The 26,156-nt window shown below is 61.3% G+C and carries 24 protein-coding genes; 5 read left to right on the top strand and 19 right to left on the bottom strand.

What is annotated here, in order from left to right; genetic code table 11:
* Window positions 1-161 precede the first annotated feature (161 nt).
* The 4 genes from PspTeo4_RS13745 to PspTeo4_RS13730 form a co-directional block, all read right to left on the bottom strand.
* Window positions 162-977 carry a phage antirepressor KilAC domain-containing protein gene (locus PspTeo4_RS13745; protein ID WP_322364345.1) on the bottom strand — a complete coding sequence of 272 codons (816 nt, stop codon included), beginning with the start codon at window positions 975-977 and terminating at the stop codon, window positions 162-164.
* 208 nt (window positions 978-1,185) lie between these two features.
* On the bottom strand, window positions 1,186-1,878 hold the full coding sequence (locus PspTeo4_RS13740) for an ATP-dependent Clp protease proteolytic subunit (protein WP_322364344.1): 693 nt from the start codon (window positions 1,876-1,878) through the stop codon (window positions 1,186-1,188).
* 696 nt (window positions 1,879-2,574) lie between these two features.
* Entirely contained in the window at window positions 2,575-3,876 is a 1,302-nt protein-coding gene (locus PspTeo4_RS13735) for a site-specific integrase (RefSeq protein ID WP_322364343.1), read from the bottom strand.
* Window positions 3,877-4,200: 324 nt separating this feature from the next.
* Window positions 4,201-4,956: a substrate-binding periplasmic protein gene (locus PspTeo4_RS13730; protein WP_322364342.1), complete on the bottom strand. Its 756-nt coding sequence runs from the start codon at window positions 4,954-4,956 to the stop codon at window positions 4,201-4,203.
* Window positions 4,957-5,081: 125 nt separating this feature from the next.
* Between PspTeo4_RS13730 and dnaX the strand changes: the two genes are divergently transcribed.
* Both dnaX and PspTeo4_RS13720 read left to right on the top strand, forming a co-directional pair.
* Entirely contained in the window at window positions 5,082-7,124 is a 2,043-nt protein-coding gene (gene dnaX / locus PspTeo4_RS13725; protein ID WP_322364341.1) for a DNA polymerase III subunit gamma/tau, read from the top strand.
* A gap of 64 nt (window positions 7,125-7,188) precedes the next feature.
* Window positions 7,189-7,524 carry a YbaB/EbfC family nucleoid-associated protein gene (locus PspTeo4_RS13720; protein WP_322364340.1) on the top strand — a complete coding sequence of 112 codons (336 nt, stop codon included), beginning with the start codon at window positions 7,189-7,191 and terminating at the stop codon, window positions 7,522-7,524.
* 108 nt (window positions 7,525-7,632) lie between these two features.
* Here the strand turns inward: PspTeo4_RS13720 and proC are convergent, their stop codons facing one another.
* Window positions 7,633-8,421, bottom strand: coding sequence for a pyrroline-5-carboxylate reductase (gene proC / locus PspTeo4_RS13715; RefSeq protein ID WP_322364339.1), 789 nt, complete (start codon window positions 8,419-8,421; stop codon window positions 7,633-7,635).
* A gap of 347 nt (window positions 8,422-8,768) precedes the next feature.
* On the opposite strand from proC, the gene PspTeo4_RS13710 reads away from it, so the two are divergent.
* The 3 genes from PspTeo4_RS13710 to recR all read left to right on the top strand — a co-directional run bounded on the left by PspTeo4_RS13710 (window position 8,769) and on the right by recR (window position 12,322).
* Window positions 8,769-10,097, top strand: coding sequence for an MFS transporter (locus PspTeo4_RS13710; RefSeq protein WP_322364338.1), 1,329 nt, complete (start codon window positions 8,769-8,771; stop codon window positions 10,095-10,097).
* 158 nt (window positions 10,098-10,255) lie between these two features.
* Window positions 10,256-11,563 (top strand): OprD family porin, encoded by a 1,308-nt coding sequence (locus tag PspTeo4_RS13705; RefSeq protein ID WP_322364337.1) that lies wholly within the window; start codon window positions 10,256-10,258, stop codon window positions 11,561-11,563.
* Window positions 11,564-11,719: 156 nt separating this feature from the next.
* On the top strand, window positions 11,720-12,322 hold the full coding sequence (gene recR / locus PspTeo4_RS13700) for a recombination mediator RecR (protein ID WP_322364335.1): 603 nt from the start codon (window positions 11,720-11,722) through the stop codon (window positions 12,320-12,322).
* A gap of 147 nt (window positions 12,323-12,469) precedes the next feature.
* On the opposite strand, the gene PspTeo4_RS13695 is transcribed toward recR, so the two are convergent.
* From PspTeo4_RS13695 to PspTeo4_RS13630, 14 genes are all read right to left on the bottom strand, one after another.
* Window positions 12,470-13,018, bottom strand: a complete 549-nt coding sequence (locus PspTeo4_RS13695) for an adenine phosphoribosyltransferase (RefSeq protein WP_322364334.1) — start codon at window positions 13,016-13,018, stop codon at window positions 12,470-12,472.
* Between the two features lie 55 nt (window positions 13,019-13,073).
* Entirely contained in the window at window positions 13,074-13,808 is a 735-nt protein-coding gene (gene fnrA / locus PspTeo4_RS13690) for a Crp/Fnr family transcriptional regulator FnrA (protein ID WP_322364333.1), read from the bottom strand.
* A 185-nt stretch (window positions 13,809-13,993) separates the two neighbouring features.
* The gene (gene hemN / locus PspTeo4_RS13685) at window positions 13,994-15,376 is read right to left on the bottom strand and encodes an oxygen-independent coproporphyrinogen III oxidase (RefSeq protein ID WP_322364332.1); all 1,383 of its coding nucleotides are present in this window, start codon (window positions 15,374-15,376) and stop codon (window positions 13,994-13,996) included.
* A gap of 106 nt (window positions 15,377-15,482) precedes the next feature.
* Window positions 15,483-16,166: a sulfite exporter TauE/SafE family protein gene (locus tag PspTeo4_RS13680; protein ID WP_322364330.1), complete on the bottom strand. Its 684-nt coding sequence runs from the start codon at window positions 16,164-16,166 to the stop codon at window positions 15,483-15,485.
* Window positions 16,159-16,371, bottom strand: a complete 213-nt coding sequence (gene ccoS, locus PspTeo4_RS13675; RefSeq protein WP_322364329.1) for a cbb3-type cytochrome oxidase assembly protein CcoS — start codon at window positions 16,369-16,371, stop codon at window positions 16,159-16,161. Before ccoS ends, PspTeo4_RS13680 begins: the two co-directional genes overlap by 8 nt.
* A 13-nt stretch (window positions 16,372-16,384) precedes the next feature.
* Entirely contained in the window at window positions 16,385-18,829 is a 2,445-nt protein-coding gene (locus PspTeo4_RS13670; RefSeq protein ID WP_322364328.1) for a heavy metal translocating P-type ATPase, read from the bottom strand.
* A gap of 72 nt (window positions 18,830-18,901) precedes the next feature.
* Window positions 18,902-19,429 carry a FixH family protein gene (locus tag PspTeo4_RS13665; RefSeq protein ID WP_322364326.1) on the bottom strand — a complete coding sequence of 176 codons (528 nt, stop codon included), beginning with the start codon at window positions 19,427-19,429 and terminating at the stop codon, window positions 18,902-18,904.
* Between the two features lie 14 nt (window positions 19,430-19,443).
* Window positions 19,444-20,859: a cytochrome c oxidase accessory protein CcoG gene (gene ccoG, locus PspTeo4_RS13660; RefSeq protein WP_322364324.1), complete on the bottom strand. Its 1,416-nt coding sequence runs from the start codon at window positions 20,857-20,859 to the stop codon at window positions 19,444-19,446.
* 301 nt (window positions 20,860-21,160) lie between these two features.
* The gene (gene ccoP, locus PspTeo4_RS13655; protein ID WP_322364322.1) at window positions 21,161-22,141 is read right to left on the bottom strand and encodes a cytochrome-c oxidase, cbb3-type subunit III; all 981 of its coding nucleotides are present in this window, start codon (window positions 22,139-22,141) and stop codon (window positions 21,161-21,163) included.
* The gene (locus tag PspTeo4_RS13650) at window positions 22,138-22,335 is read right to left on the bottom strand and encodes a cbb3-type cytochrome c oxidase subunit 3 (protein WP_322364864.1); all 198 of its coding nucleotides are present in this window, start codon (window positions 22,333-22,335) and stop codon (window positions 22,138-22,140) included. Before PspTeo4_RS13650 ends, ccoP (PspTeo4_RS13655) begins: the two co-directional genes overlap by 4 nt.
* A 5-nt stretch (window positions 22,336-22,340) precedes the next feature.
* On the bottom strand, window positions 22,341-22,949 hold the full coding sequence (gene ccoO / locus PspTeo4_RS13645) for a cytochrome-c oxidase, cbb3-type subunit II (RefSeq protein ID WP_023381407.1): 609 nt from the start codon (window positions 22,947-22,949) through the stop codon (window positions 22,341-22,343).
* Window positions 22,949-24,391: a cytochrome-c oxidase, cbb3-type subunit I gene (gene ccoN, locus PspTeo4_RS13640; RefSeq protein WP_322364321.1), complete on the bottom strand. Its 1,443-nt coding sequence runs from the start codon at window positions 24,389-24,391 to the stop codon at window positions 22,949-22,951. Before ccoN ends, ccoO begins: the two co-directional genes overlap by 1 nt.
* Before the next feature lie 632 nt (window positions 24,392-25,023).
* Entirely contained in the window at window positions 25,024-25,965 is a 942-nt protein-coding gene (ccoP, locus tag PspTeo4_RS13635) for a cytochrome-c oxidase, cbb3-type subunit III (RefSeq protein ID WP_322364320.1), read from the bottom strand.
* Entirely contained in the window at window positions 25,962-26,153 is a 192-nt protein-coding gene (locus PspTeo4_RS13630) for a cbb3-type cytochrome oxidase subunit 3 (RefSeq protein WP_023381404.1), read from the bottom strand. Before PspTeo4_RS13630 ends, ccoP (PspTeo4_RS13635) begins: the two co-directional genes overlap by 4 nt.
* Window positions 26,154-26,156 lie beyond the last annotated feature (3 nt).

The following is a 26,156-nucleotide window of genomic DNA, read 5'->3' as shown; positions in this document are numbered from 1 at the left end:
GATGGCTGGTTTGATTGCGCCAGCCACCGTTAATGAGTATTACGTCCAGATCGGTGCATAACGTCGTCCTGGGGAAATACGTCCATGTTGTTAGCGCTTAGCGAGGCAAACCCGAGGATTACAAGCTAGGGGGCTCAAGCTCGTGAGCGTGACCCATGTCCTTACAATCCGTCGCGACCGTGCTTGGCGATGAACTGTTTGATCCAAGTGACTCCTTTGCCTGTGAAGTATGGAGTTGCTTTCAACTCAATTTCACCAGTCAACTCGTCTTTGTAGTGAGCCCACCTTACATGGAATCGCCCAGCATCCAAATGTACTTGGTAGGGCTCATTGAACTTATAGCGCTTCGACATTAGGATTTTGTGGTCACGCATGTAGGCAAACAAGCGAATCGGCCCTGTATCTTGCGTTTTGGCAACTGTAGATACGCTGAATAGCTGCGTCGTATTTACCATCTCTTCGTAGAATTCAAGCTTGTCGAGGTTTTCGGTAGCCTGCTGTTCCAGTGCCTCTACTTTATAAGCAAGCATGCACGCAAGATTCAGGGCTCCACTAAGATTGTTCGGCATAGCAAGGGAGTCATGTTTTTTCTCTGCCTCCAGCTCGCGCCAGCGATCAACTAAGGTTGCGGTGAACTCTGGTGAGAGCTGAGCGACGACAACAATACTGTCACGCTTGCCTTGTTCACCAGCGAAAATATATTCCTTGCTAGCTTGGCCACTCAAAGTGCGAAGGTCCTGCAATGCAGGAGCTTCAATTACTCCGCGATCTACCAGTCGCTCGATGCTGATTTTCACATTGTCGTGACGGCTCCCCACCAGATCAGCGATCTCCATGCTGCTCATGGCGATTGGGTTGATTGTGTGGTTATCGTAATCAACTGTCAGTGTCTGAAGCGGAGTATCGAATGCCATGAAGTTGGAGGTGGTGATTGGGTTTACGATTTGGCTCTGCTCAGGAAAGGTATTAGTTTGCATGATATAACTCATCTCTTAAATTTTGGGTGTAGCAGCCCGTCGCGATGGTTTGGTAGCGATTAGAATGGGCGTTTAAAGTTGTCTCGCGCATTGATTAGGCGCTGGGCGAGGTCGTTGCGGTTTAGGTTGGGTCTAAGTCATGGCTGTCTCCACTAGTTGGTTGTTCGTGTTTATTCGGGCGGCGGAATGTCCTTGCGAATACTTAGAGTTAACTCTTGCTGGTGGTAATGGGGTCTAAATGATATAACGCCTCTATGCTGTTGCTGTTTTTTTGGTGTTCCCAGTGTTGCATGATCTCTTCGGAACGTCGGGTCTTAAGCTCCTTGCGATACTCATTGAGTAGCGGCATTCGTTCCCGTAGATCGTCTGCGTAGAGATATAGATCATTGCCGTGTTCTAGGGTTTCGATAATTTCTTCCTCGCAGAGAAAGCCTTCGTAGGTTCGCTCAATCCATTCCCAATTTAGTCGATCCATGTATTCCATTCTCGACCGGATGTCCGATTCCTTTCCGTACCCTGGTGAGTAGTAATAAGGTTGAATCATCATAGTGCTGCTATCGTAAATCACCCAGTCCTCGGCTTGTAGGGCTATAGCAGAAGCAGCTGAGGCGCAAGTCATTCCAATCTCTACAGTGATGTGAGCTTCGCATTCTTCCATTCGACGGCAAAGATAGTCGCAAGTCTCCAGGCTTCCGCCTGGTGATGAGAGTTGGATATATACTTGATCTTCCTCTCCCGCATGGGCAAGGATGTTGATGAACTCGCCATACTCATGGATTTCGCCAATAGGGCCGGTGAGCGGGACAACGTATTGCGTCGAAACTCGCTGCTTGGCTAGGATGTTCTTCGGGCGGTAAATGCTTTCGAGTTCTATGGCGTCAATGTTGGCTTGGTATTTCATTTGGTTATCTTCTTTTACGGATTTCAGGCAATAGGTAACCGTCGCTCGAAATTAAGAGCTTGTGCGGGTTTGGGTGGCCTGTTGAATTAAGTTTGTGGGTGTCGGTGTAAGTGTCGGTGAAGTGGCTAATGCATCTGTCTATCCTGTGGTCGGTTTAGTTGTGTTTTTTGGGTCGCAGGGTGCCGTCACGGAAACTTAAAGTTCCGTCGTGCTGGTGGTATATGGAATCGTACTGATGTACTGGCTCTATGCTCAGCCAGGTATGAAGGGCGATTCTCTTACGTCATACAGTTGTTCTCCGGCGGTGTTTTGAAGGCGTTTTTCGGGCACGGACTCATCTTGCAATCATGGCATGGTGGTTACTCAAGTAATTAAAACTAGGGCTGATGCGGTCGGAACTTGCTGAATTCCGGACACGACGAAACCTCCGTGCTAACCATTCGTTGTTTTAACGAATCTGCAGGGAGGTGGGTGTTGCAGTTGGCCAATGCGGGCCTTGTTGATCACCTGTCACTTGGTGATGGCGAGAATCTACGCGAGTGCTTACATGGAGTCAACCCCCTTATGCGAAAATATTTCGGCCTTTCTCTGGTCTCTGGTCTTAGTGGTGCCGCATCCGGTTAGGCTAATCGGAGCGGCCCTCCCTCTATACCTGGCAGCTCCAGCGAGCTGATGCACAGGCTTGTTTCGCGGAAATCATAGGGGTACGGCAATATGGCGGATTACGTCAAGCATCGCCTTCAGTGGGTTACGGCTTCCGTAGATACTGAAGGTTACCGCTCCGTCCTCGTGGCCGGCAATACGCTTGATGAGAGAGTCCTGAACGCCTGCATCCCGCAAGTCGTCAATCAATGTGTGGCGAAAACTATGAAACGTTTTCTTGGGGTCGGTGATGCCTTGCTTCACCTTGTAGCGGCCAAACCATTTCGATGGTGCGTGGCCCAGCTTTCCTCGCACGGCTTCCAACTCAGGGAACAGGCGATCACCCCCGGTAACCCTGACTGACTCAACGTGCTGTAACAGGCCAAGGTCGATCAGGGTAGGGTGCAGGGGGAGCACGCGACGGCTGCTTGCATTCTTTAGGTTCTGGCCTTCACGAGAGTCGTCAATGCGAATGCACTGGATGCCGTGCTGCTCGATGAAGTCATCGATGCGCAGTTGGCAGAGCTCTTCCAGTCGTGCTCCGGTGGCTCGCCCGAGAAGTGGCAACCAGTATCGCCAAGGGTGCTTGCTGGCTTCCTTTTGCAGCGCTTCGTGGTTGAGCAGGGCTACAAGGTCGTGGCGGTCAAAGGATAGTCGTGCATCCTTCGCTGATCCCGTCATCACCTTAATCCCGGCTAGAGGATTTTCGGCTATATAGCCGTTTGATTTGCACCAGTTCATGAAGGCGGTGAGCTTGCGTAGCCGGTTGTTCACCGTTACGGCGGTGATGGTCTTGTAGTTGCTGTCCGACTCGACCACCTGCCTCAGGGTCTTCCCCTTGAACTCGGGGCGTAAGCCAAAGTACTGGGGACAGCGGCTTAGCCTCTCCTTGAGTGTGCGTGCTTGCTGAGCATCGAAGGCTATGGCAGGCATGTCACCCATTAGCTCGAACAGGTCAGATAACGCACGCTCGACTTCATCCGCACTGACCTGCCGCCATGTGCCGCCACGTTTCCCTTCTTCTATATAGAGCCTCGATAGGGCGGCGAGGGTAGGGTTGTCGTGTCCGGCCTTCACTGGAGTCGTCGAACTCGCCCGTAGTGCTACAGGAATGGCAGGTGTGGGGGCTGAGTCCCGCCACTGCGAACATAGTGCACGAAGTGTCTGAAGGTCTGTTAGCGGGTGCTCGCTAAGGTAGTGATGCAGTCGCTGGACCAGTGCTGCGGCAATGAACAGGGCGCTCTGCCGGTGCCTGATGTTCAGGCTCAAACGCAAAGTGTTACACCTCGGGAAGAGGTGCTTCGGCAGCTTGAAATTCAGATAGTAGAGCGCCCCGCGCTTGATGATGTAGGCCATGGGTGTGACACCAAAGTGTTACAGCAAAGTGTGACAGTGCTGGCTACACCCCGGTTTTTGAGCCCCTATGCTGAGTGGCTGCAAAGGTGGGTGGCGAACTACCTCATCAGCCTGAAACCCTCGCCCCATAAGCCCTGCATTGATTACCGAGCATGCTTGCATGCCACCTGGTCAGGCCCGGAAGGGAGCAGCCAAGGCGGGGACATTGAGTGCCGGGGTGTGGCTGGTGGGGCCGCCTCCATTTCTGGGGTTGAAAAATGCCCCTGTCTTCTGTTCTTGATCCTTGCTCCAGGTTTTGCTCCGAGGTCGCGGGTATCACCGCAATCAAGGCCGAGCCACCGAATACTCCGCAGCCCCATACCGCCGGGTAATCTGCTCTATCGCCCCTGACTGCTTCAGCCTCACCAGCGCCCTCAATGCCGCTTGTGTCGGTATCGCCGGGTCATTGCGCACCATGCACCCCAGTGATTGCTCCTCCAGCACCGCCACCGCCTGCAAGCGTTGTTCGGCAGGTAGTCGCTGGTTGAACCATCCCAGTGACAACTGATTGCTCACCGCATGGCGATAGCGGCCAATCTCGAGCTTTTGCAGTGCCAGCTCCTGATTGCGGCTGTCCTCGCGGTGCAGCTTGCCGGTGGCGAACAGCGGCTCCAGGGTCGTGTAGGTATACCCGAGCACGGTACCGATCGCTTGCGGTGGCAATTGCTCAGGTCGGGTGGGGGCGCTGTCGGCAGGGCGGGCGACTAATAGATCGCGCTGCACGAACAGTGGAATGCTCCAGACAAAATTACCCGGCCGGTCGTTGAACCACTGGGTGCTGACGTAACAGCGCACGTCGATATCGCCATCGTCCATCGCCTGTTGCAGGCGCAGGCGGGCGAGCATGTGATATTCGGGGCGGGCGCCGGCTTCGCGGGCCATGGCTTGCATCAGGTCGTACAGCAAGCCCTCCACCGGCTGGCCGTCTTCGGTGCGGATCAGCGGCATGCTCCAGCTTTCGGCCACGGAGAAGCGCAGCACCGGCTGCTCCGCCAGGCTGTGGGTGGTCCAGAACAACAACAGGGCCAGCAGTCTTCGCAATGGCTATCCTCCCTGAACTTCCTGCGCCAGTTCCTTAGCTTAGACGAGCCATGCAGGGTGCAATTTTGCCCCCGCTCCGCTAGCATTAGCGATCTTTCGCTCGATCAGGCTACGATGGTTTTTCGATGAGTTATCAGGTTCTTGCACGTAAATGGCGTCCGCGCTCGTTCCGCGAAATGGTCGGCCAGACCCATGTGCTCAAGGCCTTGATCAACGCGCTGGACAATCAGCGCCTGCACCATGCCTACCTGTTCACCGGCACCCGCGGGGTCGGCAAGACTACCATTGCCCGTATCATCGCCAAATGCCTGAACTGCGAAACCGGCATCACGTCCACGCCTTGCGGCACCTGTTCGGTGTGCCGGGAGATCGACGAGGGTCGTTTCGTCGACCTGATCGAGATCGACGCCGCCAGCCGCACCAAGGTGGAAGACACCCGCGAGCTGCTCGATAACGTGCAGTACGCCCCCAGCCGTGGGCGCTTCAAGGTCTACCTGATCGACGAAGTGCACATGCTGTCCACCCACTCGTTCAACGCCTTGCTCAAGACGCTGGAAGAGCCGCCGCCCTACGTCAAGTTCATCCTGGCGACCACCGACCCGCAGAAGCTGCCGGCCACCATCCTGTCGCGCTGCCTGCAGTTCTCGCTGAAGAACATGAGCCCCGAACGGGTGGTCGAGCACCTGAGCCACGTGCTTACGGCCGAAAACGTGCCGTTCGAGCCGGATGCGCTGTGGTTGCTCGGCCGCGCCGCCGATGGTTCGATGCGTGATGCCATGAGCCTTACCGACCAGGCCATCGCCTTTGGTGAGGGCAAGGTGCTGGCTGCCGATGTGCGTGCCATGCTCGGCAGCCTCGATCATGGCCAGGTCTATGGTGTGCTGCAGGCGCTGCTCGAAGGCGACGCGCGCGCGCTGCTGGAGGCCGTGCGCAACCTGGCCGAGCAAGGTCCGGACTGGAGTGGCGTGCTGGCCGAGATGCTCAACGTGCTGCACCGGGTAGCCATTGCCCAGGCGCTGCCTGAGGCGGTGGACAACGGCCAGGGCGATCGCGAGCGCGTGCTGGCCCTGGCGTCGGCGTTACCCGCCGAGGACGTGCAGTTCTATTACCAGATGGGCCTGATTGGCCGACGTGACCTGCCCTTGGCGCCGGACCCGCGTGGCGGCTTTGAGATGGTCCTGCTGCGCATGCTGGCTTTCCGTCCAGCCGATACCGACGATGCACCGAAACCGGTACTAAAGCCGGTGGGGATCAGCCAGGCCACAGCTGATTCTGCAAGGCCGGTGGCAGCGGCAGCGGCTGTCGTTGCGCCGCCCGTTGTCGAAGCACCGGTAGCGTCAGCGCCTTTGGTCGAGCAGGTGCCGGTCGAGCCTGAGCCTGAGCCGGCTCCGGAACCTGAGCCTGTGCCTGTGATAGCTCAGCCCGAGCCTGTGCCCGCTCCCGTGGAAGAGGTTGTCGACCTGCCATGGGAAGAGCCTGCAGCGCCGCCGGCTCCAAAGGCTGTCGAGCCAGCGCCGGCGCCCGCACCCGCGGCTGCCGAGCCACAGAACGTACCGCCAGCCATCGAACCGCCTCCGTTCGATCCGAGTGCCTATGCTCCTGCGGGCATGGACCGTGACGATGAGCCGCCGATGGATGACGACTACTATGGTGGTGACAGCGAGCCAATGGGCTTCAGCTACCTTGACGAGCTGGCTGAACACGTTCAGGAAGATCACCCCGTCGCTGCACCAGAACCGCTGCCTGCTGCCCAGCCGGCCACCGGCCTGGCCCTGCAATGGCTGGAATTATTCCCACAGTTGCCTGTCTCCGGTATGACAGGCAACATCGCGGCAAACTGTACGCTGATTGCGGCGGACGGTGATGACTGGCTGCTGCATCTGGACCCAGGGCAGGGCGCCCTGTTCAACAGCACTCAGCAACGCCGCTTGAACGAGGCGCTCAATCAGCACCTGGGGCGCACGCTGAACCTCAGGATCGAGCTGGTGCGCCCCGAGCAGGAGACACCCGCCCAGGCCGCATCGCGCAAGCGTGCCGAGCGTCAGCATGAAGCGGTGGTGTCGATCGAACAGGACCCGTTGATCCAGCAGATGATCAAGCAGTTCGGCGCCAAGGTCCGGCACGATACTATTGAGCCTGTAGACGCCCTGGTCAGCCAGGGCCAGTAACGGATAACCATGCGCCCGGCCACATGCCGGGCTGCATTACATGACCCAATCGAGGTATACCCCCATGATGAAAGGTGGCATGGCCGGCCTGATGAAGCAGGCCCAGCAGATGCAGGAAAAAATGCAGAAGATGCAGGAAGAGCTGGCCAACGCCGAAGTCACCGGCCAGTCCGGTGGCGGCCTGGTGAGCGTGGTGATGACCGGTCGTCACGACGTCAAGCGCGTCAGCATCGATCAGAGCCTGATGTCGACCGATGCAGATGACAAGGAAGTGCTCGAAGACCTGATCGCCGCGGCGCTTAACGACGCCGTGCGCAAGGTCGAGCAGAACAGCCAGGACAAGATGGGCAGCATGACCGCCGGCATGCAACTGCCGCCGGGCTTCAAGATGCCGTTCTGATCTGCGTTTTGCAGGTTGAACTTAAAAGCGCCCGTTGCCAAAAGCAGCGGGCGCTTTTTTATTATCGGTTTTTATTTGAATGACTGAATAATAAAAATGTACGCAGTATCAGTGTGCCGATAATTCCACTGAACGGTTGAAGGCAGCAGTTGTTGCCGCGTCCACTAAAGCGCGTAACTTTTGATCGGCTTCGAATACTTCGATGGCGGCTGCGGTAGTGCCGTTCGGTGAAGTTACCGCGAGGCGAAGTTCGGTGAAATCGGCATGCGCTTGTTGTTGCAAAGTGGCTGCGCCAAAAGCGGTTTGTGCGGCCAGTTGGTGGGCCAGTTCTGTGGGCAGGCCAAGTTTGGCTCCGGCCTGGGCAAGCGCTTCGCTGAACAGGTGGTAGTAAGCCGGCCCGCTGCCGCTGATGGCGGTGACGGCGTCCAGCAGTCCTTCTTGTTCCACCCAGTACGCTTGCCCGACCGCTGCGAACAATTGCCCGATACGCTCTCGTTGTACCTCGCCCAGTCCGCCGCCAGCGTACAGGCCAGTGCAACCGGCACCTACCAGCACCGGAGTATTAGGCATGGCCCGTACCACCGGGCAGCGCTCGTCCAGCGCTTGGCTCAAGGTCGCTAGCGTCACCCCGGCGGCGACCGAGATCACCATTGCCTGGCTGCATTGCCGATCACTCAGTCCGGCCAGAGCGGTGCTGGCATAACCAGGTTTGACAGCCAGCACGATGAGGTCGAAGGCATCCTCGGGGGCCTCTTCGAGGCGGGTGAAGCGACTTTCTTCTGGGGCGCCTGCGAGCCCGGGGTCGACAATGCTCAGTTGCTCGATCAACCCCGTGCGCAGCCAGGCGTCGCCCAGTGCGCTACCCATTCGCCCGTAACCAATAAACAGCGCTTTCATCGGTAGTCTCCGAAGTTTGTTGTTGTGTTCTTTTTCAGGTTAAGGGTTTTTCGAGATTAGGTGCAACTGGGTGCAACCCTTTCTTTTGAAAACTTAAAAGGTAACTTTGTGACTTGTGAGTCATGACGCACTCTTTTGGTGCTATCAGCGGTTTTCGCTTTTTTTATGGTTCAAAACAGCGCATCTCTTTTTATTTTTCAAAATAATTAAAGGTTAAACGTTTAATCTGGGTTGCACCTTTTTTTGAAGTTTGAATAAGATCCGCTCGCATCGGTGCAACCCGGTTGCTCTTTTGCCCGGTTTCACACTGTGCTCGCCGACATAACATCAAAAAAACGGAGACTCGCATGACGCCGTCCAGTGCAACCCCCGCTGCAACCCAGGGGCGTGGTCGCGCCTTGATCGCCAGCCTTACCGGCAGCTCGATCGAGTGGTTCGACTATTTCCTCTACGGCACCGCCGCCGCCTTGGTATTCAATAAGCTGTTTTTCCCCAACTTCGACCCTGTGGTCGGCCTGCTGCTGGCCTACCTGTCGTTCTCGCTGACCTTCTTCGTGCGGCCTATCGGGGGGGTATTGTTCGCCCACATCGGTGACCGCATCGGCCGCAAGAAAACCCTGGTTATCACCCTGTCGTTGATGGGCGGCGCAACCGTGCTGATCGGCTGCTTGCCGACTTACGAGCACATTGGCGTGTGGGCGCCGATCCTGCTCATCTCCCTGCGTGTGATCCAGGGCTTGGGTATCGGTGGTGAATGGGGCGGGGCGCTGCTGCTGGCCTACGAATATGCGCCAGCCAAGCGCAAAGGCCTGTTTGGCAGCGTGCCGCAGGTAGGGGTTACCGTGGGTATGCTGCTGGCGACCATGGCGGTCAGCCTGATGGCCATGTTGCCCGAAGACCAGTTCCTCAGTTGGGGCTGGCGCGTGCCGTTCGTGTTGAGCGCGGGCCTGGTGTTCCTCGGCCTGTGGATTCGCCATGGCCTGGACGAAACCCCCGACTTCAAGAAGGCCAAGGAAACCGGCAACGTCGCCAAGATGCCGCTGGTGGAAACCCTGCGCGACCACTGGCGCGAAGTGTTGATCGCGGCGGGCCTGAAGGTGGTGGAAACCGCGCCGTTCTATATCTTCTCGACCTTCGTGGTCAGCTATGCGGTGACCACCCTGGGCTACGACAAGGTCAGCACCCTCAATGCGGTGATGGTCGGCGCGGCGGTTGCCTCGTTGATGATCCCGCTGATGGGCTGGCTGTCGGACAAGGTAGGCCGCAAGGCTGTCTACATCGCAGGCATCCTGTTGATCGCCGCATTCATCGTGCCGTACTTCAAACTGCTCGATACCCGCACCACCTGGGGCTTGATGCTGGCCACGGTGATCGCCTTCGGTGTGCTCTGGGCGCCGGTCACCGCCGTGCTGGGCACCATGAGTTCGGAAATTTTCTCGACCCGCGTGCGCTATACCGGCATCACCCTGGGCTACCAGTTGGGGGCGGCGCTGGCCGGTGGTACCGCACCATTGATCGCGACCTTCCTGCTCAGCCGCTACGCGGGGAGCTGGCAGCCTGTGGCGCTGTACCTGCTGGGTACCGTGCTGGTTTCGCTGGTGGCCGTCCTGTGCGTGCGCAGCACCCAGCGTGACAATGAAGGACAGGCCGTGCGCGGCGCCGTCAAGTCGTCATGAGTTGAAGTGATCGGGGCCCGCAACGGGCCCCGGTCGGTATCTGCAGTCCACTTCGTAATGCCCGCTCCGTCCAGGTGGCACACGCCTCGCCTGAGGGAGCGTTCGTCCGCAATTCCAGTGCAATAACCATAAAACGCAACACTTGGGAGACGACCGCAATGAAGAAGACGTTACTGGCGATGGCTGTGGGGAGCACCGCGCTGGCAACACAGCCCTGGGCGGCGAACGCCGCAGGGTTCATCGAAGACAGTTCGGCCCGGCTCGATCTGCGCAACTTCTACTACAACCATGATTACCGGGATGTCGACAAGGACAGCGTGCGCGAGTGGGGGCAAGCGTTCGTGCTCAACGTGCAGTCGGGGTTCACCCCAGGCACGGTCGGTTTCGGGGTCGATGCCATCGGTACCCTCGGCGTCAAACTCGACGCGCCAGGGCAGGGCTCGGTGTTTCCTGAAGACACCGATGCCAAGGGGCGCGCCGAGGCCGTGGATGATTTCAGTCGTGGCGGCTTGACCGGCAAGCTGCGCTTCTCCAAGACAGATGCGCGCTACGGCATCCTGCAGCCCAAGTTGCCGATCCTGACCAGCAACGATGCACGTTTGTTGCCGCAGCTGTTCGAGGGCGGTGTCATCACGTCCAACGAGATCGATGGCGTGACGCTGACAGCTGGGCAGATCGAGCATGTGGTGGGGCGAATGTCGAGCAATTTCACCGGAATGGCGGTGGCTGGCGGCCTTGAGCAGAGCAACAAGTTCCTGTTTGCCGGCGGTGATTACAAGGGCATCAAGGACCTGACCCTGCAGTACTACTACGCCAACCTCGAGGACTACTACAAACAGCACTTCGTTGGCGCGCTGCACACCTTGCCTATTGCCCCGGGCCAGGTGTTGAAGACCGACCTTCGCTACTTCCGCACCGGCTCCGACGGTGCCAATGCCCAAGGCAAGGCGGGATACCGCACATCGGGTTACACCAAGGGCAACGACGGTGAGATCGACAACGATACCTGGAGCGCGATGTTCACCTATGGCCTGGGTGGCCATGCCTTCAGCCTGGGCTACCAGGAGGTGTCCGATGGCAGCAATTTCGTCCAGCTCAACCAAGGCAGCCTGCCTGGCGAAGGTGCGGGAGGAACCTCGCTGTACCTGATTACCGATCGTCTCACGGCCAGCTTCAACTATGCCGGTGAGCGCACACTGCTTGGGCAGTACACCTATGACTTCGCAGCGGCCGGTGTGCCAGGGTTGAACCTTAACCTTGCGTACCTCAAGGGCGACCAGATCAAGACCGCAGGTGGCGCCGACCGCAAGGAGTGGGAGCGTGACCTGGTGCTCGGCTACGTGATTCAGTCCGGCCCCTTGAAGAACGTGGGGGTGGCCTGGCGCAACTCCATGCTGCGCAGTGAGGTGGGTGGGGATGCTGACCATAACCGGCTGACCATCAGCTACTCGGTGCCGATCTGGTAACCGTGCACGGGTAATGCCGAGGTGGTGAACCGGGGCAGGTGGGCGTGGGTCGACAGCAATATCGGGTAGCTGGTTTCCGATGCTGTCGTGGCTGATTTGACGCTGCCTGCCCTGGCCGGTATAAACCGCCTCTTATTGAATTGTCAGGCCTTTCCCATGAGTTTCAGCCCTCTCATCCGCCAACTGATCGACGCCCTGCGAATCTTGCCCGGTGTCGGCCAGAAAACTGCCCAGCGCATGGCCCTGCAACTGCTTGAGCGTGACCGTAGCGGTGGTACACGCCTGGCCCAGGCTCTGAGCCAGGCCATGGAGGGTGTTGGGCATTGCCGTCAGTGCCGCACGCTGACCGAGCAGGAGTTGTGCCCGCAGTGCGCCGACCCGCGTCGTGACGACACCCAGCTGTGTGTGGTGGAAGGGCCGATGGATGTGTACGCCGTGGAACAAACGGGTTATCGCGGCCGTTACTTCGTGCTCAAGGGGCATCTGTCGCCGCTTGACGGCCTCGGGCCTGAGGCGATCGGTGTGCCGCAGTTGATGGCGCGGATCGAAGAACAGAGCACATTCACTGAAGTGATCCTGGCGACCAACCCGACGGTGGAAGGGGAGGCGACTGCGCATTACATCGCGCAGCTGTTGACCGAGAAAGGCCTGGTGGCGTCGCGCATCGCCCACGGGGTACCGCTGGGCGGGGAGCTGGAGTTGGTGGATGGCGGGACACTGGCGCACGCTTTTGCGGGGCGCAAGCCGATTTCGTTGTGATTTGGCACGGGCTTGGCCCGTGTTCGCGCCGGTCCGGCGCCCCGGTAAACCCGCTCCCACAGGTGCTGCGCTGATAAGCAAGGTTGCGCGGAATCTGTGGGAGCGGGTTTACCCGCGAATGGGCCGCAAAGCGGCCCGAAACACGACTCAGTATTCGCTCAGCGAAAACTCGGTCAGGCAGAAAGTCGGCACCCCAGCCGCCTGCAACTTGCGCGAACCGTCCAGTTCCGGCAGGTCGATGATCGCCGCCGCCTCGAACACCTGGGCACCGGTACGGCGCACCAGATTGGCGGCTGCCAGCAAGGTGCCGCCGGTGGCAATCAGGTCATCGAAGATCAGCACCGAATCGCCTTCGCACAGGCTGTCGGCGTGCACTTCCAGGAAGGCTTCGCCGTACTCGGTCTGGTAACCCTCCGACAGCACGTCGGCCGGCAGCTTGCCCTGCTTGCGGAACAGGATCAGCGGTTTGTTCAGCTGGTGGGCGATGATCGAGCCGATCAGAAAGCCCCGCGCATCCATGGCGCCGATATGGCTGAACTCAGCCTCGACATAGCGCTCGATGAACTGGTCGGCGACATAGCGCAGCCCGCGTGGCGACTGGAACAGCGGGGTAATGTCGCGGAAGATCACGCCCGGCTTGGGGAAGTCCACTACCGGGCGGATCAGGGCTTTGAGGTCGAAGGCGTCGCTGTGCATTGTTGCAGGTATCCTGGGAAAACGAATGCGCAAGTATACCTCGTTCGCCGAAGCCTCAGGCCTCCATTGCGCCACCGGCCAGCGCGCAGAGCTGGATCGGGTCGAGGATGTGCACTTCCTTGCCCTCGGCGCGAATCAGGCCGTTCTGCTGGAAGCGGGTGAACACCCGCGACACGGTTTCCACCGCCAGGCCCAGGTAGTTGCCGATTTCGTTGCGCGACATGCTCAGGCGGAACTGGTTGGCCGAGTAACCGCGGGCGCGGAAGCGGGCGGACAGGTTGACCAGGAAGGTGGCGATGCGCTCATCGGCGGTTTTCTTCGACAGCAGCAGCATCATCTGCTGGTCGTCGCGGATTTCGCGGCTCATCACCCGCATCAGCTGGCGGCGTAGCTGCGGTAGCTGCACCGAAAGCTCGTCGAGGCGCTCGAACGGGATTTCACAGACCGAGGTGGTTTCCTGGGCCTGGGCCGACACCGGGTATGCCTCGGTGTCCATGCCCGACAGGCCAACCAGCTCGCTCGGAAGATGGAACCCGGTGATCTGCTCTTCGCCGCTGTCGCTCAGGCTGAAGGTTTTCAGGGCGCCGGAGCGTACCGCGTAGACCGAACCGAAATTGTCACCCTGTCGGAACAGGAATTCGCCTTTCTTCAACGGTCGCCCACGCTTGACGATCTCATCCAGTGCATCCATGTCTTCCAGGTTGAGCGAAAGAGGCAGGCACAGAGGGGCCAGGCTGCAATCCTTGCAATGGGCCTGGCTGTGTGGGCGCAGTTTGACTGGCTCGGACATTTGAATCGATCCTTGTGGGAAACACACATAAGCCGTAAGGGTAACCCACGGCATAGGTTGTAGGCCAGTGTGCGCAGTTTTGGTGCGAACTGGCGAAGCCTCAGCAGGGTGTGCCTTGGCTTGCGACCTGCCCATAGTGTGCCTGGCAAGGTAGGTTGTCCATGCGGTTATTCGACTCGTCTGGTTCAGATTACCCGTGAAAAGCGCTGGTGGTTGTGCATGGCCAAATAGGCATCGAACACCATGCACACCGAGCGCGCCAGCAGACGGCCCGCTGGCAGGATGCGGATGCCTTTGTCGTCAAGGCGGATCAAGCCGTCCCGTTGAAGGGTCAGCAGCTGTGGCCAGAGGTCGTTGAAGTAGCCACGAAAATCGATGGTGTAGGCCTGTTCGATGGGCTCGAAGTCGAGTTCGAAGTGGCAGATCAGCTGCTGGATCACCGCCCGCCGCACGCGGTCGTCGTGGTTGCACAAAAGGCCGCGCTGGGTGGCCAGCTGGGCATTGGAGAGGGCGTCCTGGTAGGTGTTGAGGTCGCTGCTGTTCTGGCAGTACAGGTCGCCGATCTGGCTGATGGCCGAAACCCCCAGGCCAATCAGGTCGCAGTGGCCGTGGGTGGTGTAACCCTGGAAGTTGCGCTGCAGGGTGCCTTCTTCCTGGGCGATGGCCAGCTCGTCGTCGGGCAGGGCGAAGTGGTCCATGCCGATGTAGCGGTAGCCGGCGTCTGTGAGCTGGTCGATGGTGGCGTGGAGCATTTCCAGTTTCGCCGCGGGGCTCGGCAGGTCGTTGCTGTCGATGCGCCGTTGCGGCATGAAGCGCTCGGGCAGGTGGGCGTAGTTGAACACCGAAAGGCGGTCGGGTTGCAGGCGAATCACTTCTTCGACGGTGCGGGCGAAACCTTCCGGGGTTTGCTTGGGCAGGCCGTAGATCAGGTCCAGGTTCACCGAGCGGTACTGCAGGGTGCGGGCTGCCTCGATCAGGGTGCGGGTCTGCTCCAGGCTCTGCAGGCGGTTGACCGCTCGTTGCACGGCTGGGGCCAGGTCCTGCACGCCGAGGCTGACGCGGTTGAAGCCCAGCTCGCGGAGCAGGCCCATGGTCGACCAGTCGGCCTCGCGCGGGTCGATCTCGATGCCGTAGTCGCCCGAGTCGTCGTCCAGCAGGTTGAAGTGCTGGCGCAGGGTGGCCATCAGCTGGCGCAGTTCCACATGGCTGAGGAAGGTCGGCGTGCCGCCACCGAAATGCAGCTGTTCAACACGTTGTTTAGGGTCCAGGTGGCAAGCGATCAGCTGAATTTCCTGCTCCAGGCGCTGCAAGTAGGGTGCGGCGCGACCGCGGTCCTTGGTGATGACTTTGTTGCAGGCGCAGTAGTAGCAGATGTTGGCGCAGAACGGCACATGCACGTACAGCGACAGTGGGCGCACGGCTCGGCGGCTCTCGCGCAGGGCATGGAGCAGGTCGAACGAGCCCACTTCGCTGTGCAGTTGCACCGCGGTCGGGTAGGAGGTGTAGCGTGGTCCGGCCAGGTCGTAGCGGCGGATCAGGTCGGAATCCCAACGTAGGTCGTCGAGCATGTGGGCGGTCCCCGGAAAGAGCTGCAGTGTCCGGAGTCTAGGGTCGTCTGTAGGAAACTGTGTTGATTTGTATCAAGGGCAATGGGGGCCGCTGCGCAGCCCCCTTTCAGTGCCCCATCAACCAATGCTGGTGCGGCCCAGGCAAGGTCCAGATGCCAAACAGGATTACCAGCACACCCCCTGCCATGCGCACGCTACGCCGCCGCAGCACTGCGTTCACACGCTCCGCCGCCAAACCCGTGGCCAGCAGCACCGGCCAGGTTCCCAGCCCGAATGCCAGCATCAACGCCGCGCTATAGCCGGCATTGCCCTGGCTGGCCGACCACAGCAGGGTGCTATACACCAAGCCGCACGGCAACCAGCCCCACAGCGCTCCCAGCAACAGTGCGCGTGGCACGCTGGAGACGGGCATCAGGCGCGAGGCGGCCGGCTGAATGTGCCGCCACAGGCCACGCCCCAGTGCTTCGATACGGGTCAGCCCACTCCACCAGCCAGCCAGATACAACCCCATCGCGATCAGCAGCAGCGCGGCCACCACACGCAGCGCCTGGGCGGCAGGGCTGCTGGCCACGGCCCAGCCGGCCAGGCCCAGCAGCAGGCCGGCGCAGGCATAGCTGAGGATGCGCCCGACGTTGTAGGCCAGCAGCAAGCGCAGGCGACGGCCACGTTGTTCGGGAGGGATGGCCAGGGTCAGGGCGCCCATCAGGCCGCCGCACATGCCCAGGCAGTGGCCACCGCCGAGCAGGCCAAGTACCAGTGCCGAGCCCAGCAGGGGAAACAATTCAGGCACGAGGTGGCGGTTCCTTGTCTTCGGCTTGGGCTTCGTCGCCCTTCACGGCGGCTTGATGGCGCGGGTCCTGGTCGTCGAACAGGATGCTGTGGGCAGGGCTTTCGAGGTCGTCGTACTGGCCGCTGTCCACCGCCCAGAAGAAGATGTACACCGCCACGCCAACAAGCAGCAGGGCGGCCGGGATCATGACATAGAGGGCTGGCATGGCGGGCTCCTGGTCAGGCCGTGGCGGGTTGCGGGTGGCTGCTGGCGGTCGGCAAGCCGGGCAGCCGGGTCAGGCGCAGGGCATTGAGGACCACGATCAGCGAGCTGACCGACATGCCGATGGCCGCCCACACCGGGGTAATCCAGCCGAGCGCGGCGAACGGCAACATGAGGCCATTATACAGGGTCGCCCAGAGCAGGTTCTCGAGGATGTTGCGGCGGGTGCGGCGGGCCAGGTCGAAGGCTTGTACCAATGCCTGCAAGCGGTTGGACAGCAGCACCGCGTCGGCGCTGGTCTTGGCAAGGTCGGTGGCGCTGCCCATGGCGATGCTGATGTCGGCGGCGGCCAGCACCGGCACGTCGTTGACCCCGTCTCCCAGCATCAGCACCTTGCAGCCTGCGGCCTGCAGCGCCTTGAGGCGGTCTAGCTTGTCGTCCGGGCGCAGGCCGCCGATGGCCTGGTCGATGCCCAACTGCGCGGCGACTTCGGCGACCATTGGCGAGCTGTCGCCCGATAGCAGCAAGGTGCGCCAGCCGCGAGCCTTGCAGGCGGCCAACAGGTCGGCGGCATCCTCGCGCAGGCGGTCGTCCAGGCCAAACCACGCCAGTGGGCCCTGACGATCACCCAGCAGCAGCCATTGGCCGCGGGGCTCTGGCACGCCAGGGACCTCGGCGCCACTCAAGGCGCAGACGAAGGTGGCCTGGCCGATACGCAGACGCTGGCCGTCCACCAGCCCTTCCAGACCAAGCCCCGGCACGCTCTGCACCTCGTCGGCTGACGCGGCGGTACGGCCGAAGGCACGGGCGATGGGGTGTTCCGAGCGGTTTTCGAGGGCGGCCGCCAGGGCCAGGCAGCGGTCGGCGGGCATCGCGCCCAGTGGGCGGATGCTGCGCAGCGCCAGGCGCCCTTCGGTGAGGGTGCCGGTCTTGTCGAAGATGACTGTGTCGATCTGGTTCAGGCCTTCCAGCACGTGGCCGCGGGTCACCAACAGGCCGAGCTTGTGCAGGGTGCCGGTGGCGGCGGTGAGGGCAGTGGGCGTGGCCAGGGACAGGGCGCACGGGCAGGTCGCCACCAGCATGGCCAGGACGATCCAGAACGCCCGGGTCGGGTCCAGGTGCCACCACCACAGACCAATGGCCACGGCTGCGACCAGACTGAACAGCAGGAACCATTGCGAGGCGCGGTCGGCGATTTCCGCCAGGCGCGGCTTTTCCGTCTGGGCGCGTTCCAGCAGGCGCACGATAGCCGACAGCCGCGAATCGTGGCCAAGAGCCTCGACTTCCACGTTCAGCGTGCTTTCCACGTTCAGCGTACCGCCGGTGACGCGCTCGCCCACCCGGCGAGGTTGGGGCAGGTACTCGCCGGTCAGCAGCGACTCATCGACACTGGAGCGGCCCTCGACAATGCGCCCGTCGGCGGGAATCACCGCGCCTGGCAAGACCTGCACGGTCTGGCCGCATTTCAGTTCACCGAGCAGAATGCGCTCGGCGTGGCCATAGGCATCCAAGCGCAGGCAGGAGGCGGGTAGCAAGTTCACCAGCTGCGCGGTGGCCGCCGCCGTACGCTCGCGGGCGCGCCGTTCGAGGTAGCGGCCGGTGAGCAGGAACAGGGCGAACATGCCCACGGTGTCGAAGTACAGCTCGCCGCTGCCGGTGATGGCGGTCCAGATACCGGCGCCAAAGGCCAGGGCGATGGCCAGCGAGACCGAGACGTCCATGGTCAGATGGCGTGTGCGCAAGTCGCGGGCGGCGCCCTTGAAGAACGGGGCGCAGCTGTAGAACACGATGGGGATGGTCAGGAACAACGCCACCCAACGCAGGATGGTGTGCAGTTCGGGCGACAGGTCGATGTTGAATTCCGGCCAGGTGGCCATGGTTGCCATCATCGCCTGGAACCACAACAGCCCGGCCACACCCAGGCGGCGCAGGGCGCTGCGGTTTTCCCGGGCCAGTTGCTCGGCGGCCTGGTCGGGCTGGTAGGGGTGTGCGGCATAACCGATCTGGCGCAGTTCGGCGAGCAGACGTGACAGCGGCAACTGGTGGTCATCCCAGTTGAGCAGCAGGCGGTGGTTGGACAGGTTCAGCCGCGCTTCGGCGACGCCGGGCAGGTTGCGCAGGTGTTTTTCGATCAGCCAGCCGCAGGCGGCGCAGCTGATGCCTTCGACCAGCAGTGTAGTTTCGGCTAGTTCGCCGCTGTGGCGGACGAAGGTCCGTTGCACGTCGGCGCGGTCGTACAGCGCCAGTTCATCCTGCAACTGCCTGGGCAGCGCTTCGGGGTTGGCGCTGGTGTCGCTGCGGTGCTGGTAGTAGTGCTCCAGGCCCCCGGCAACGATGGACTCGGCCACCGCCTGGCAGCCGGGGCAACAGAACTGCCGCGGTTCGCCGAGGACCACAGCGGTGAAGCGGCTGCCGGCGGGGACGGGCAGGGCACAGTGGTAGCAGGGGGTGGGGTGGGTCATGACATCATTGCCTTACACAAAACGGCCGGCCTGAAACGGACCCGCTCTCACAGGAGAGCGGGGGTGCTGCGATTACTGGTGCTCGGCACCTTGCAGCGCCTCATCACCCAGCTGCAAGGTCGTACCATGCTCGACCTTTTCCTCCTCGAACAGCCGCCACACGTGCTCGTCCTGGCTGCCCAGCAGCTCGACGAAGCGCCGCCCATCAACCTTGTCATCCAGTTGGCCGACATAGCGTCCGGCTTCGGCCCGGCTAAGCAGCACCTTGCGGTCCTTGTCCGGCTGGGTGGGCGAAATCAGGTTCAGCTCCAGGCTCTGCGGGTCGCTGTTGCCGGTCAGGCGCACGTCCACTTCGCCGGTCAGCTCGTCCAGGTGCACGCTGGCCTTGAGGTTGAGGGTCTGGGCCAGCAGTTCGCGGTCCAGCGAGCGGTTGATGCCTTTGCCAGCCTCGTAGTAGTTGTCGTTGACCAGGTTGTCCGGGTTGCGCACGGCGATGCTGACCATGGTCAGGCTCAGGCACACCGAGGTGGTGAGGATGCCGATGATGATCCAGGGCCAGAGGTGCTTGTACCAGGGGCTGGCGGCGGTGGCGGCAGGCATTGTGTGGTTCTCTCTCAGCGGATCTGTGGGCCGATGAAGCGGCTCTTGGCTTCAACCTGGCTGTCGCTGTCGTCAGCGCTCTTGAGGATGAAGGTGATTTCGTTGGTGGTCGAGGGCAGTTTCTCGGGCGCGACCGACAGCTGCACCGGCAGGCTGACGATATCGCCAGCGGCCACGCGGATTTCGCGCTGGCCTTCGAGCCTCAGGTCCGGCAGGCCGGCAGCATCGAGCACGTAGACGTGGTCGCGCTGGTCCTTGTTCATCACCTTGAGGCTGTACACGTTCTCGATTCGCCCCTGGGCATTCTCGCGGTACAGCACCCGGTCCTTGCTGACATCGAAACCGACCAGCGAACGGGTGGCGAACGCGGTGGCCAGGGCGCCGATCATGACCAGCAGCACCACGGCATAGCCGATCAGCCGTGGGCGCAGCATGTGGGTCTTCTGGCCGGACAGATTGTGCTCGGTGGTGTAGCTGATCAGGCCTCTGGGGTAGTTCATCTTGTCCATGATGCTGTCGCAGGCGTCGATGCAGGCGGCGCAGCCGATGCACTCGATCTGCAGGCCGTCACGGATGTCGATGCCGGTGGGGCAAACCTGTACGCACATGGTGCAATCGATGCAGTCGCCCAGGCCTTGGGCCTTGTAGTCGGCGTCTTTCTTGCGTGGGCCACGGGTTTCGCCGCGGCGCGGGTCGTACGAAACGATCAGGGTGTCCTTGTCGAACATCACGCTCTGGAAGCGGGCATAGGGGCACATGTACACGCACACCTGCTCACGCAGCCAGCCGGCGTTGCCGTAGGTGGCGAGGGTGAAGAAGCCGACCCAGAAGTAGGCCCAGCCATCGGCTTGCCCTGTGAAGAATTCGATGGCCAGTTCGCGGATCGGCGAGAAGTAGCCGACGAAGGTCATGCCGGTGACGAAGCCGATCAGCAGCCACAGGCTGTGCTTGGCGAACTTGCGCAGGAACTTGTTGCCGCTCATGGGGGCCTTGTCGAGCTTCATGCGCTGGTTGCGGTCGCCTTCGGTGACTTTTTCGCACCACATGAAAATCCACGTCCACACGCTTTGCGGGCAGGTGTAGCCGCACCAGACCCGACCGGCATAAACCGTGACGAAGAACAGGCCGAAGGCGGCGACGATAAGAATGCCGGAAAGCAGGATGAAGTCCTGCGGCCAGATGGTGGCGCCGAAGATGTAGAACTTGCGCTCCGGCAGGTTCCACCACACTGCCTGGTGCCCACCCCAGTTCAGCCACACAGTGCCGAAGTAGAGCAGGAACAGTACTGCGCCGCCGACCATGCGCAGCCTGCGGAACACGCCGGTGAAGGCGCGGGTGTAGATTTTCTCTCGGGAGGCATAGAGGTCGACGGAATCCTTCCCTTTGCTGGCAGGCGGGGTGACGTCATGTACCGGAATTTGCTTGCTCATCATCAAGTCCCACGGCAGTGGAGAAATGCCGCGGCCAGTGCGTGCCGGCCGCAGTCTCGCGCATTCTGCTAGCGCTCTGCGCCCCATGATACGCCGGTGGTGGCACATCGGGGTCGCGCTGCGACACTTAGTCGCGTTGGGTTAATGGTGTGAATCGTGTTATGGCGGGTGTCAATTGATCCAGGTCATCAAGTGCTTGAATTCACTGGCCTCATCGCCGGCAAGCCGGCTCCCACAAAAGCACCGCTTATCTTTGTGGGAGCCGGCTTGCCGGCGATGAGGCCAGTGCAGGCTATAAGCCTTACTCAGCCTTCTCAGGCTCCTGCTGCTGATGCGACAGGCTGTACACATAAGCCGCCAGCAAATGCACCTTGTCGTTACCTTGCAGCTGTTCCTGGGCCGGCATCTGACCCTGGCGACCATAGCGAATGGTCTGCTGCAGCTGGGCAAAGCTCGAACCGTAGATGAACGCTTGCGGGTGAGTCAGGTTAGGCGCACCCATGGCCGGCGTACCTTTGCCCTCTGGCCCGTGGCAGGCCACGCAGTTGGCGGCGAAGATCTTCTGGCCGTTCTCGGCATCGGCCTTGACGCCTTCCGGCAGGCTGCGGCCATCGAGCTTGCTGACCACGAACGCGGCCACATCCGCCACGCCCTGCTCGCCGATCACCTCGGCCCAGGCCGGCATCACGCCATGGCGACCGCCCATGATGGTGGTCTTGATGGTGTCCGGCTCGCCGCCCCAGCGCCAGTCGTTGTCGGTGAGGTTAGGGAAGCCGTACGCGCCACGGGCGTCGGAGCCGTGGCACACCGAACAGTTGGAGGCGAACAGTCGCGCACCCATCTTCAGGGCCTGAGGGTCCTTGGCCACCTCGGTGATGGGCATGGCGGCGAACTTGGCGAAGATCGGCCCGAAGCGGGCATCGGCCTTGGCCATTTCCTTTTCCCACTCGTGCACGCCGGTCCAGCCTGGCTGGCCATTGGCGAACTCGGACTTCTTGTCGTTATCCAGGTACGAATAACCCGGCAACACGCCTTTCCAGTTGCCCAGGCCGGGGTAGAGCACCAGGTAACCAAGGGCGAAGATGATGGTGCCGACGAACAGCCAGAACCACCATTTCGGCAGCGGGTTGTCGTATTCCTCGATGCCATCGAAGGCATGTCCGACGATTTCGTCGGTGACCTCTTCGCGCTGGCCCTTGCGGGTCGACAGCAACAGCCAGGTCAGCGAGAAGATGGTGCCCAGGGTCAGGACGGTGACGTACAGACTCCAGAAGGTTGTCATTGTTGTTTGCTCCCAGAAGCTTTGTCTTGCGCTTGTTCGACGTGCCGGCTGGCCTCTGGATCATCCGCGAACGGCAACAGCGTCGCCTCGTCGAATTCCCGCTTGCGCCGTGGGTTGAACACCCACAGCGCCAGGCCCACGAAGGCCACCATCACCACGACGGTGCCCAGGCCGCGAATCATCCCGATATCCATCAGCGTCACCGTTTGCTCTTGATGATGGTGCCAAGGCCTTGCAGGTACGCGACGATGGCGTCCATCTCGGTCTTGCCCTTGACCGCGTCGCGGGCACCGGCGATGTCGGCGTCGGTGTACGGAACGCCGAGGGTGCGCAGCACTTCCATCTTCTTCGCGGTGTCCTTGCCGTCGAGCTTGTTTTCCACCAGCCACGGGTAGGACGGCATCTTCGACTCAGGCACCACGTTGCGCGGGTTGTACAGGTGCGCGCGGTGCCAGTCGTCCGAGTAGCGGCCGCCGACGCGGGCCAGGTCCGGGCCGGTACGCTTGGAACCCCACAGGAACGGGTGGTCCCAGACGCTTTCGCCGGCCACCGAGTAGTGGCCGTAGCGCTCGGTCTCGGCGCGGAACGGGCGAATCATCTGCGAGTGGCAACCGACGCAGCCTTCGCGGATGTAGATGTCGCGGCCTTCAAGCTCCAGCGCGGTGCGCGGCTTCATGCCTTCAACGGGTTTGTTGGTGACGTCCTGGAAGAACAGCGGGACGATCTGGGTGAGGCCACCGACACTCACGGCGATGACCATGAAGAAGGCCAGCAGGCCTATGTTCTTCTCGACTGCTTCATGCTTCATCAGTGCGCTCCCACGACGACGATCTTGGCGGCTTCTTCAGCCTGCGCCGGGTTGGCGGCGCGTACGGTGCGCAGCACGTTGTAAGCCATCAGCAGCATGCCGGAGGCGAAGAACGCACCGCCCAGTGCACGGACGATGTAGCCCGGGTGACTGGCTTGCAGGGCTTCGACGAACGAGTAGGTGAGCGTGCCGTCATCGTTGATTGCGCGCCACATCAGGCCCTGGGTGATGCCGTTGACCCACATCGAGGCGATGTACAGCACGGTGCCGATGGTGGCCAGCCAGAAGTGCGCGTTGATCAGGCCGACGCTGTGCATCTGCTCGCGGCCGTAGAGTTTGGGGATCATGTGGTAGACCGCGCCGATGGAGATCATCGCCACCCAGCCAAGCGCGCCGGCGTGGACGTGGCCGATGGTCCAGTCGGTGTAGTGCGACAGCGAGTTCACGGTCTTGATGGCCATCATCGGGCCTTCGAAGGTGGACATGCCGTAGAACGCCAGCGAGACGACCAGGAAGCGCAGGATCGGGTCGGTGCGCAGTTTGTGCCAGGCGCCGGAGAGGGTCATCATGCCGTTGATCATGCCGCCCCAGCTCGGTGCCAGCAGGATGATCGACATCACCATGCCCAGCGACTGAGCCCAGTCGGGCAGGGCGGTATAGTGCAGGTGGTGCGGGCCGGCCCAGATGTACAGGGTGATCAGCGCCCAGAAGTGCACGATCGACAGGCGATACGAATAGATCGGCCGCTCGGCCTGCTTGGGCACGAAGTAGTACATCATCCCCAGGAAACCGGTGGTGAGGAAGAAGCCCACGGCGTTGTGGCCGTACCACCACTGGATCATCGCATCGGTGGCGCCGGAATAGGCCGAGTACGACTTGAACAGGCTGACCGGCAGGGACATGTGGTTGACGATGTGCAGCATCGCGGTGACCACGATGAAGGCGCCGTAGAACCAGTTACCGACATAGATGTGCTTGGTCTTGCGCTTGACGATGGTGCCGAAGAACACCAACCCGTAAGTGACCCAGACGATGGCCAGCAGGATCGCGATCGGCCATTCCAGCTCGGCGTATTCCTTGGTGGTGGTGTAGCCCATCGGCAAGGTGACCAGCGCACCGAGGATCACCGCCTGCCAACCCCAGAAGGTGAAGGCGGCCATGCCGTCGGAGATCAGCCGCGTCTGGCAGGTTCGCTGCACGACGTAGTAGCTGGTGGCGAACAGTGCACAGCCGCCGAAGGCGAAAATCACCAGGTTGGTGTGCAGGGGACGCAGGCGGCCGAAGCTCGTCCAGGGTAGGTCGAGGTTGAGTTGTGGCCATACCAGCTGCGAGGCGATGTACACCCCAAGCCCCATGCCAAGGATCCCCCAGACCACCGTCATGATGGCGAACTGGCGGACGACCTTATAGTTATAAGCAGTCGGACTGATTGCTGTGCTCATTGCTAAGGTTCCACGGTTTTGGTGTTCTTGTTGGTTGAAAAATCGGCGCCAGTATCGATAACCACCTGGGTTATGGCAACGCAAGGATCCTTGCGCCGACCCGTGTCCAAACCCGTCCACCGATGTCCCGCGGTGTTGGGGTTCGAACGATTGTACACAAATAAATATTTGTAATGTGTACCGTTTTTCGCTTTTTTCTGATCGATCGGTCAAGCTTTTTTTGCTGGCGGCGTCAGGCCGTGCGCCGCGTCTGTCTCGCTGGATTGGCAGCGAGGGCTACTGAGGCAACAAGCTTAGTTCTGATCGGAGGGGGTGCAAGGGAGGGGGCTTTGGTGCGCGTTGGGGTGGGGAGGTGGATGTCTTGGGATTTGCGGTGGGGCGTAGATCGAGCGCCGCCCGCGCGGCGCATCGCGAGCAAGGCTCGCTCCTACGTTTGTTTCGGGCCAATAACGCCTGTAGCCGCGCGCGACCGCCTTGTGGGTACGACTCGATATCAAGCCATGCGCCAAGGCGTTCGCGCGCGAATCCCACAGGAATAATTGGCCCGAAACAAACGTAGGAGCGAGCCTTGCTCGCGATGCGCCGCGCGGGCGGCGCTCGGTCTCACAGGCGCAAGATATCTCCCGACATACTCACTTGGCACTCACCGTTTCGACACTTTCGCCCTGCGACAGGCTATACACATAAGCCGCCAGCAGGTGCACCTTGTCATTGCCCTGGATCTCGGCTTGCGCCGGCATCTGGCCCTGACGACCATAGCGGATGGTCTGCTGCAGCTGGGCGAAGCTCGACCCGTAGATGAACGCCTGCGGGTGGTTCAGGTTCGGTGCGCCCATGGCGGGCGTGCCGTTGCCTTCAGGCCCGTGGCAGGCCACGCAGTTGGCGGCGAAGATTTCCTTGCCTTTGGCCGCGTCCGCCTTCACGCCTTCCGGCAGGCTGCGGCCGTCGAGGTTGGTCAGCACGTAGGCTGCCACATCCGCCACGCCCTGCTCGCCAATCACTTCGGCCCAGGCCGGCATCACGCCGTGACGACCGTTCATGATCGAGGCTTTGATGGTCTCCGGCTCGCCGCCCCAGCGCCAGTCCTTGTCGGTCAGGTTGGGGAAACCATACGCGCCCTTGGCGTCCGAGCCGTGGCACACCGAGCAGTTGGAGGCGAACAGGCGGCCACCCATTTTCAGGGCCTGTGGGTCCTTGGCCACTTCCTCCACCGGCATTGCGGCGAACTTGGCGAAGATCGGGCCGAACTTGGCGTCGGCCTTTTCCATTTCCTTCTGCCATTCGTTGGCGCCGGTCCAGCCATTCTCGTAACCGGGCAGGATGCCTTTCCAGTTGCCCAGGCCCGGGTACAGGATCAGGTAACCGACGCCAAAGGCCAGGGTGCCGACGAACAGGTAGAACCACCATTTCGGCAGCGGGTTGTCGTACTCCTCGATGCCGTCGAAGCTGTGGCCCATGGTCTGGTCGGTGGTGTTGTTGCTCTGACCCTTGCGGGTGGCCAGCAACAGCCAGGCCAGGCCAACAAGGCTGCCGAGGGTCAGTACGCTGATGTAGGTACTCCAGAAGGTGGTCATTGCCGTTCATTCCTCATGGCAGGTTCCTGCCCGGCCGGGGGCAGGCGGTCGTCGACGAAGGGCAGCAGGCGCGCTTCGGCGAAATCTCGGTCGCGGCGACGGTTGAACACCCACAGCGAGAGGCCGATGAAGGCGATCATCACCACCAGGGTGCCCAAGCCGCGGATCATGCCGATGTCCAGTTCCATCGC

Origin of the sequence: Pseudomonas sp. Teo4, from assembly GCF_034387475.1 — a bacterium.
Taxonomy (GTDB): Bacteria; Pseudomonadota; Gammaproteobacteria; order Pseudomonadales; family Pseudomonadaceae; genus Aquipseudomonas.
This window is presented reverse-complemented; position numbering and strand designations above follow the sequence as displayed.

Coding starts and splice junctions, on each gene's coding strand:
- PspTeo4_RS13745 (WP_322364345.1), bottom strand. CDS start 977: ATGCAAACTAATACCTTTCCTGAGCAGAGCCAAATCGTAAACCCAATC.
- PspTeo4_RS13740 (WP_322364344.1), bottom strand. CDS start 1,878: ATGAAATACCAAGCCAACATTGACGCCATAGAACTCGAAAGCATTTAC.
- PspTeo4_RS13735 (WP_322364343.1), bottom strand. CDS start 3,876: ATGGCCTACATCATCAAGCGCGGGGCGCTCTACTATCTGAATTTCAAG.
- dnaX (WP_322364341.1), top strand. CDS start 5,082: ATGAGTTATCAGGTTCTTGCACGTAAATGGCGTCCGCGCTCGTTCCGC.
- PspTeo4_RS13720 (WP_322364340.1), top strand. CDS start 7,189: ATGATGAAAGGTGGCATGGCCGGCCTGATGAAGCAGGCCCAGCAGATG.
- proC (WP_322364339.1), bottom strand. CDS start 8,421: ATGAAAGCGCTGTTTATTGGTTACGGGCGAATGGGTAGCGCACTGGGC.
- PspTeo4_RS13710 (WP_322364338.1), top strand. CDS start 8,769: ATGACGCCGTCCAGTGCAACCCCCGCTGCAACCCAGGGGCGTGGTCGC.
- PspTeo4_RS13705 (WP_322364337.1), top strand. CDS start 10,256: ATGAAGAAGACGTTACTGGCGATGGCTGTGGGGAGCACCGCGCTGGCA.
- recR (WP_322364335.1), top strand. CDS start 11,720: ATGAGTTTCAGCCCTCTCATCCGCCAACTGATCGACGCCCTGCGAATC.
- PspTeo4_RS13695 (WP_322364334.1), bottom strand. CDS start 13,018: ATGCACAGCGACGCCTTCGACCTCAAAGCCCTGATCCGCCCGGTAGTG.
- fnrA (WP_322364333.1), bottom strand. CDS start 13,808: ATGTCCGAGCCAGTCAAACTGCGCCCACACAGCCAGGCCCATTGCAAG.
- hemN (WP_322364332.1), bottom strand. CDS start 15,376: ATGCTCGACGACCTACGTTGGGATTCCGACCTGATCCGCCGCTACGAC.
- ccoS (WP_322364329.1), bottom strand. CDS start 16,371: ATGCCAGCCCTCTATGTCATGATCCCGGCCGCCCTGCTGCTTGTTGGC.
- PspTeo4_RS13670 (WP_322364328.1), bottom strand. CDS start 18,829: ATGACCCACCCCACCCCCTGCTACCACTGTGCCCTGCCCGTCCCCGCC.
- PspTeo4_RS13665 (WP_322364326.1), bottom strand. CDS start 19,429: ATGCCTGCCGCCACCGCCGCCAGCCCCTGGTACAAGCACCTCTGGCCC.
- ccoG (WP_322364324.1), bottom strand. CDS start 20,859: ATGAGCAAGCAAATTCCGGTACATGACGTCACCCCGCCTGCCAGCAAA.
- ccoP (WP_322364322.1), bottom strand. CDS start 22,141: ATGACAACCTTCTGGAGTCTGTACGTCACCGTCCTGACCCTGGGCACC.
- PspTeo4_RS13650 (WP_322364864.1), bottom strand. CDS start 22,335: ATGGATATCGGGATGATTCGCGGCCTGGGCACCGTCGTGGTGATGGTG.
- ccoO (WP_023381407.1), bottom strand. CDS start 22,949: ATGAAGCATGAAGCAGTCGAGAAGAACATAGGCCTGCTGGCCTTCTTC.
- ccoN (WP_322364321.1), bottom strand. CDS start 24,391: ATGAGCACAGCAATCAGTCCGACTGCTTATAACTATAAGGTCGTCCGC.
- ccoP (WP_322364320.1), bottom strand. CDS start 25,965: ATGACCACCTTCTGGAGTACCTACATCAGCGTACTGACCCTCGGCAGC.
- PspTeo4_RS13630 (WP_023381404.1), bottom strand. CDS start 26,153: ATGGAACTGGACATCGGCATGATCCGCGGCTTGGGCACCCTGGTGGTG.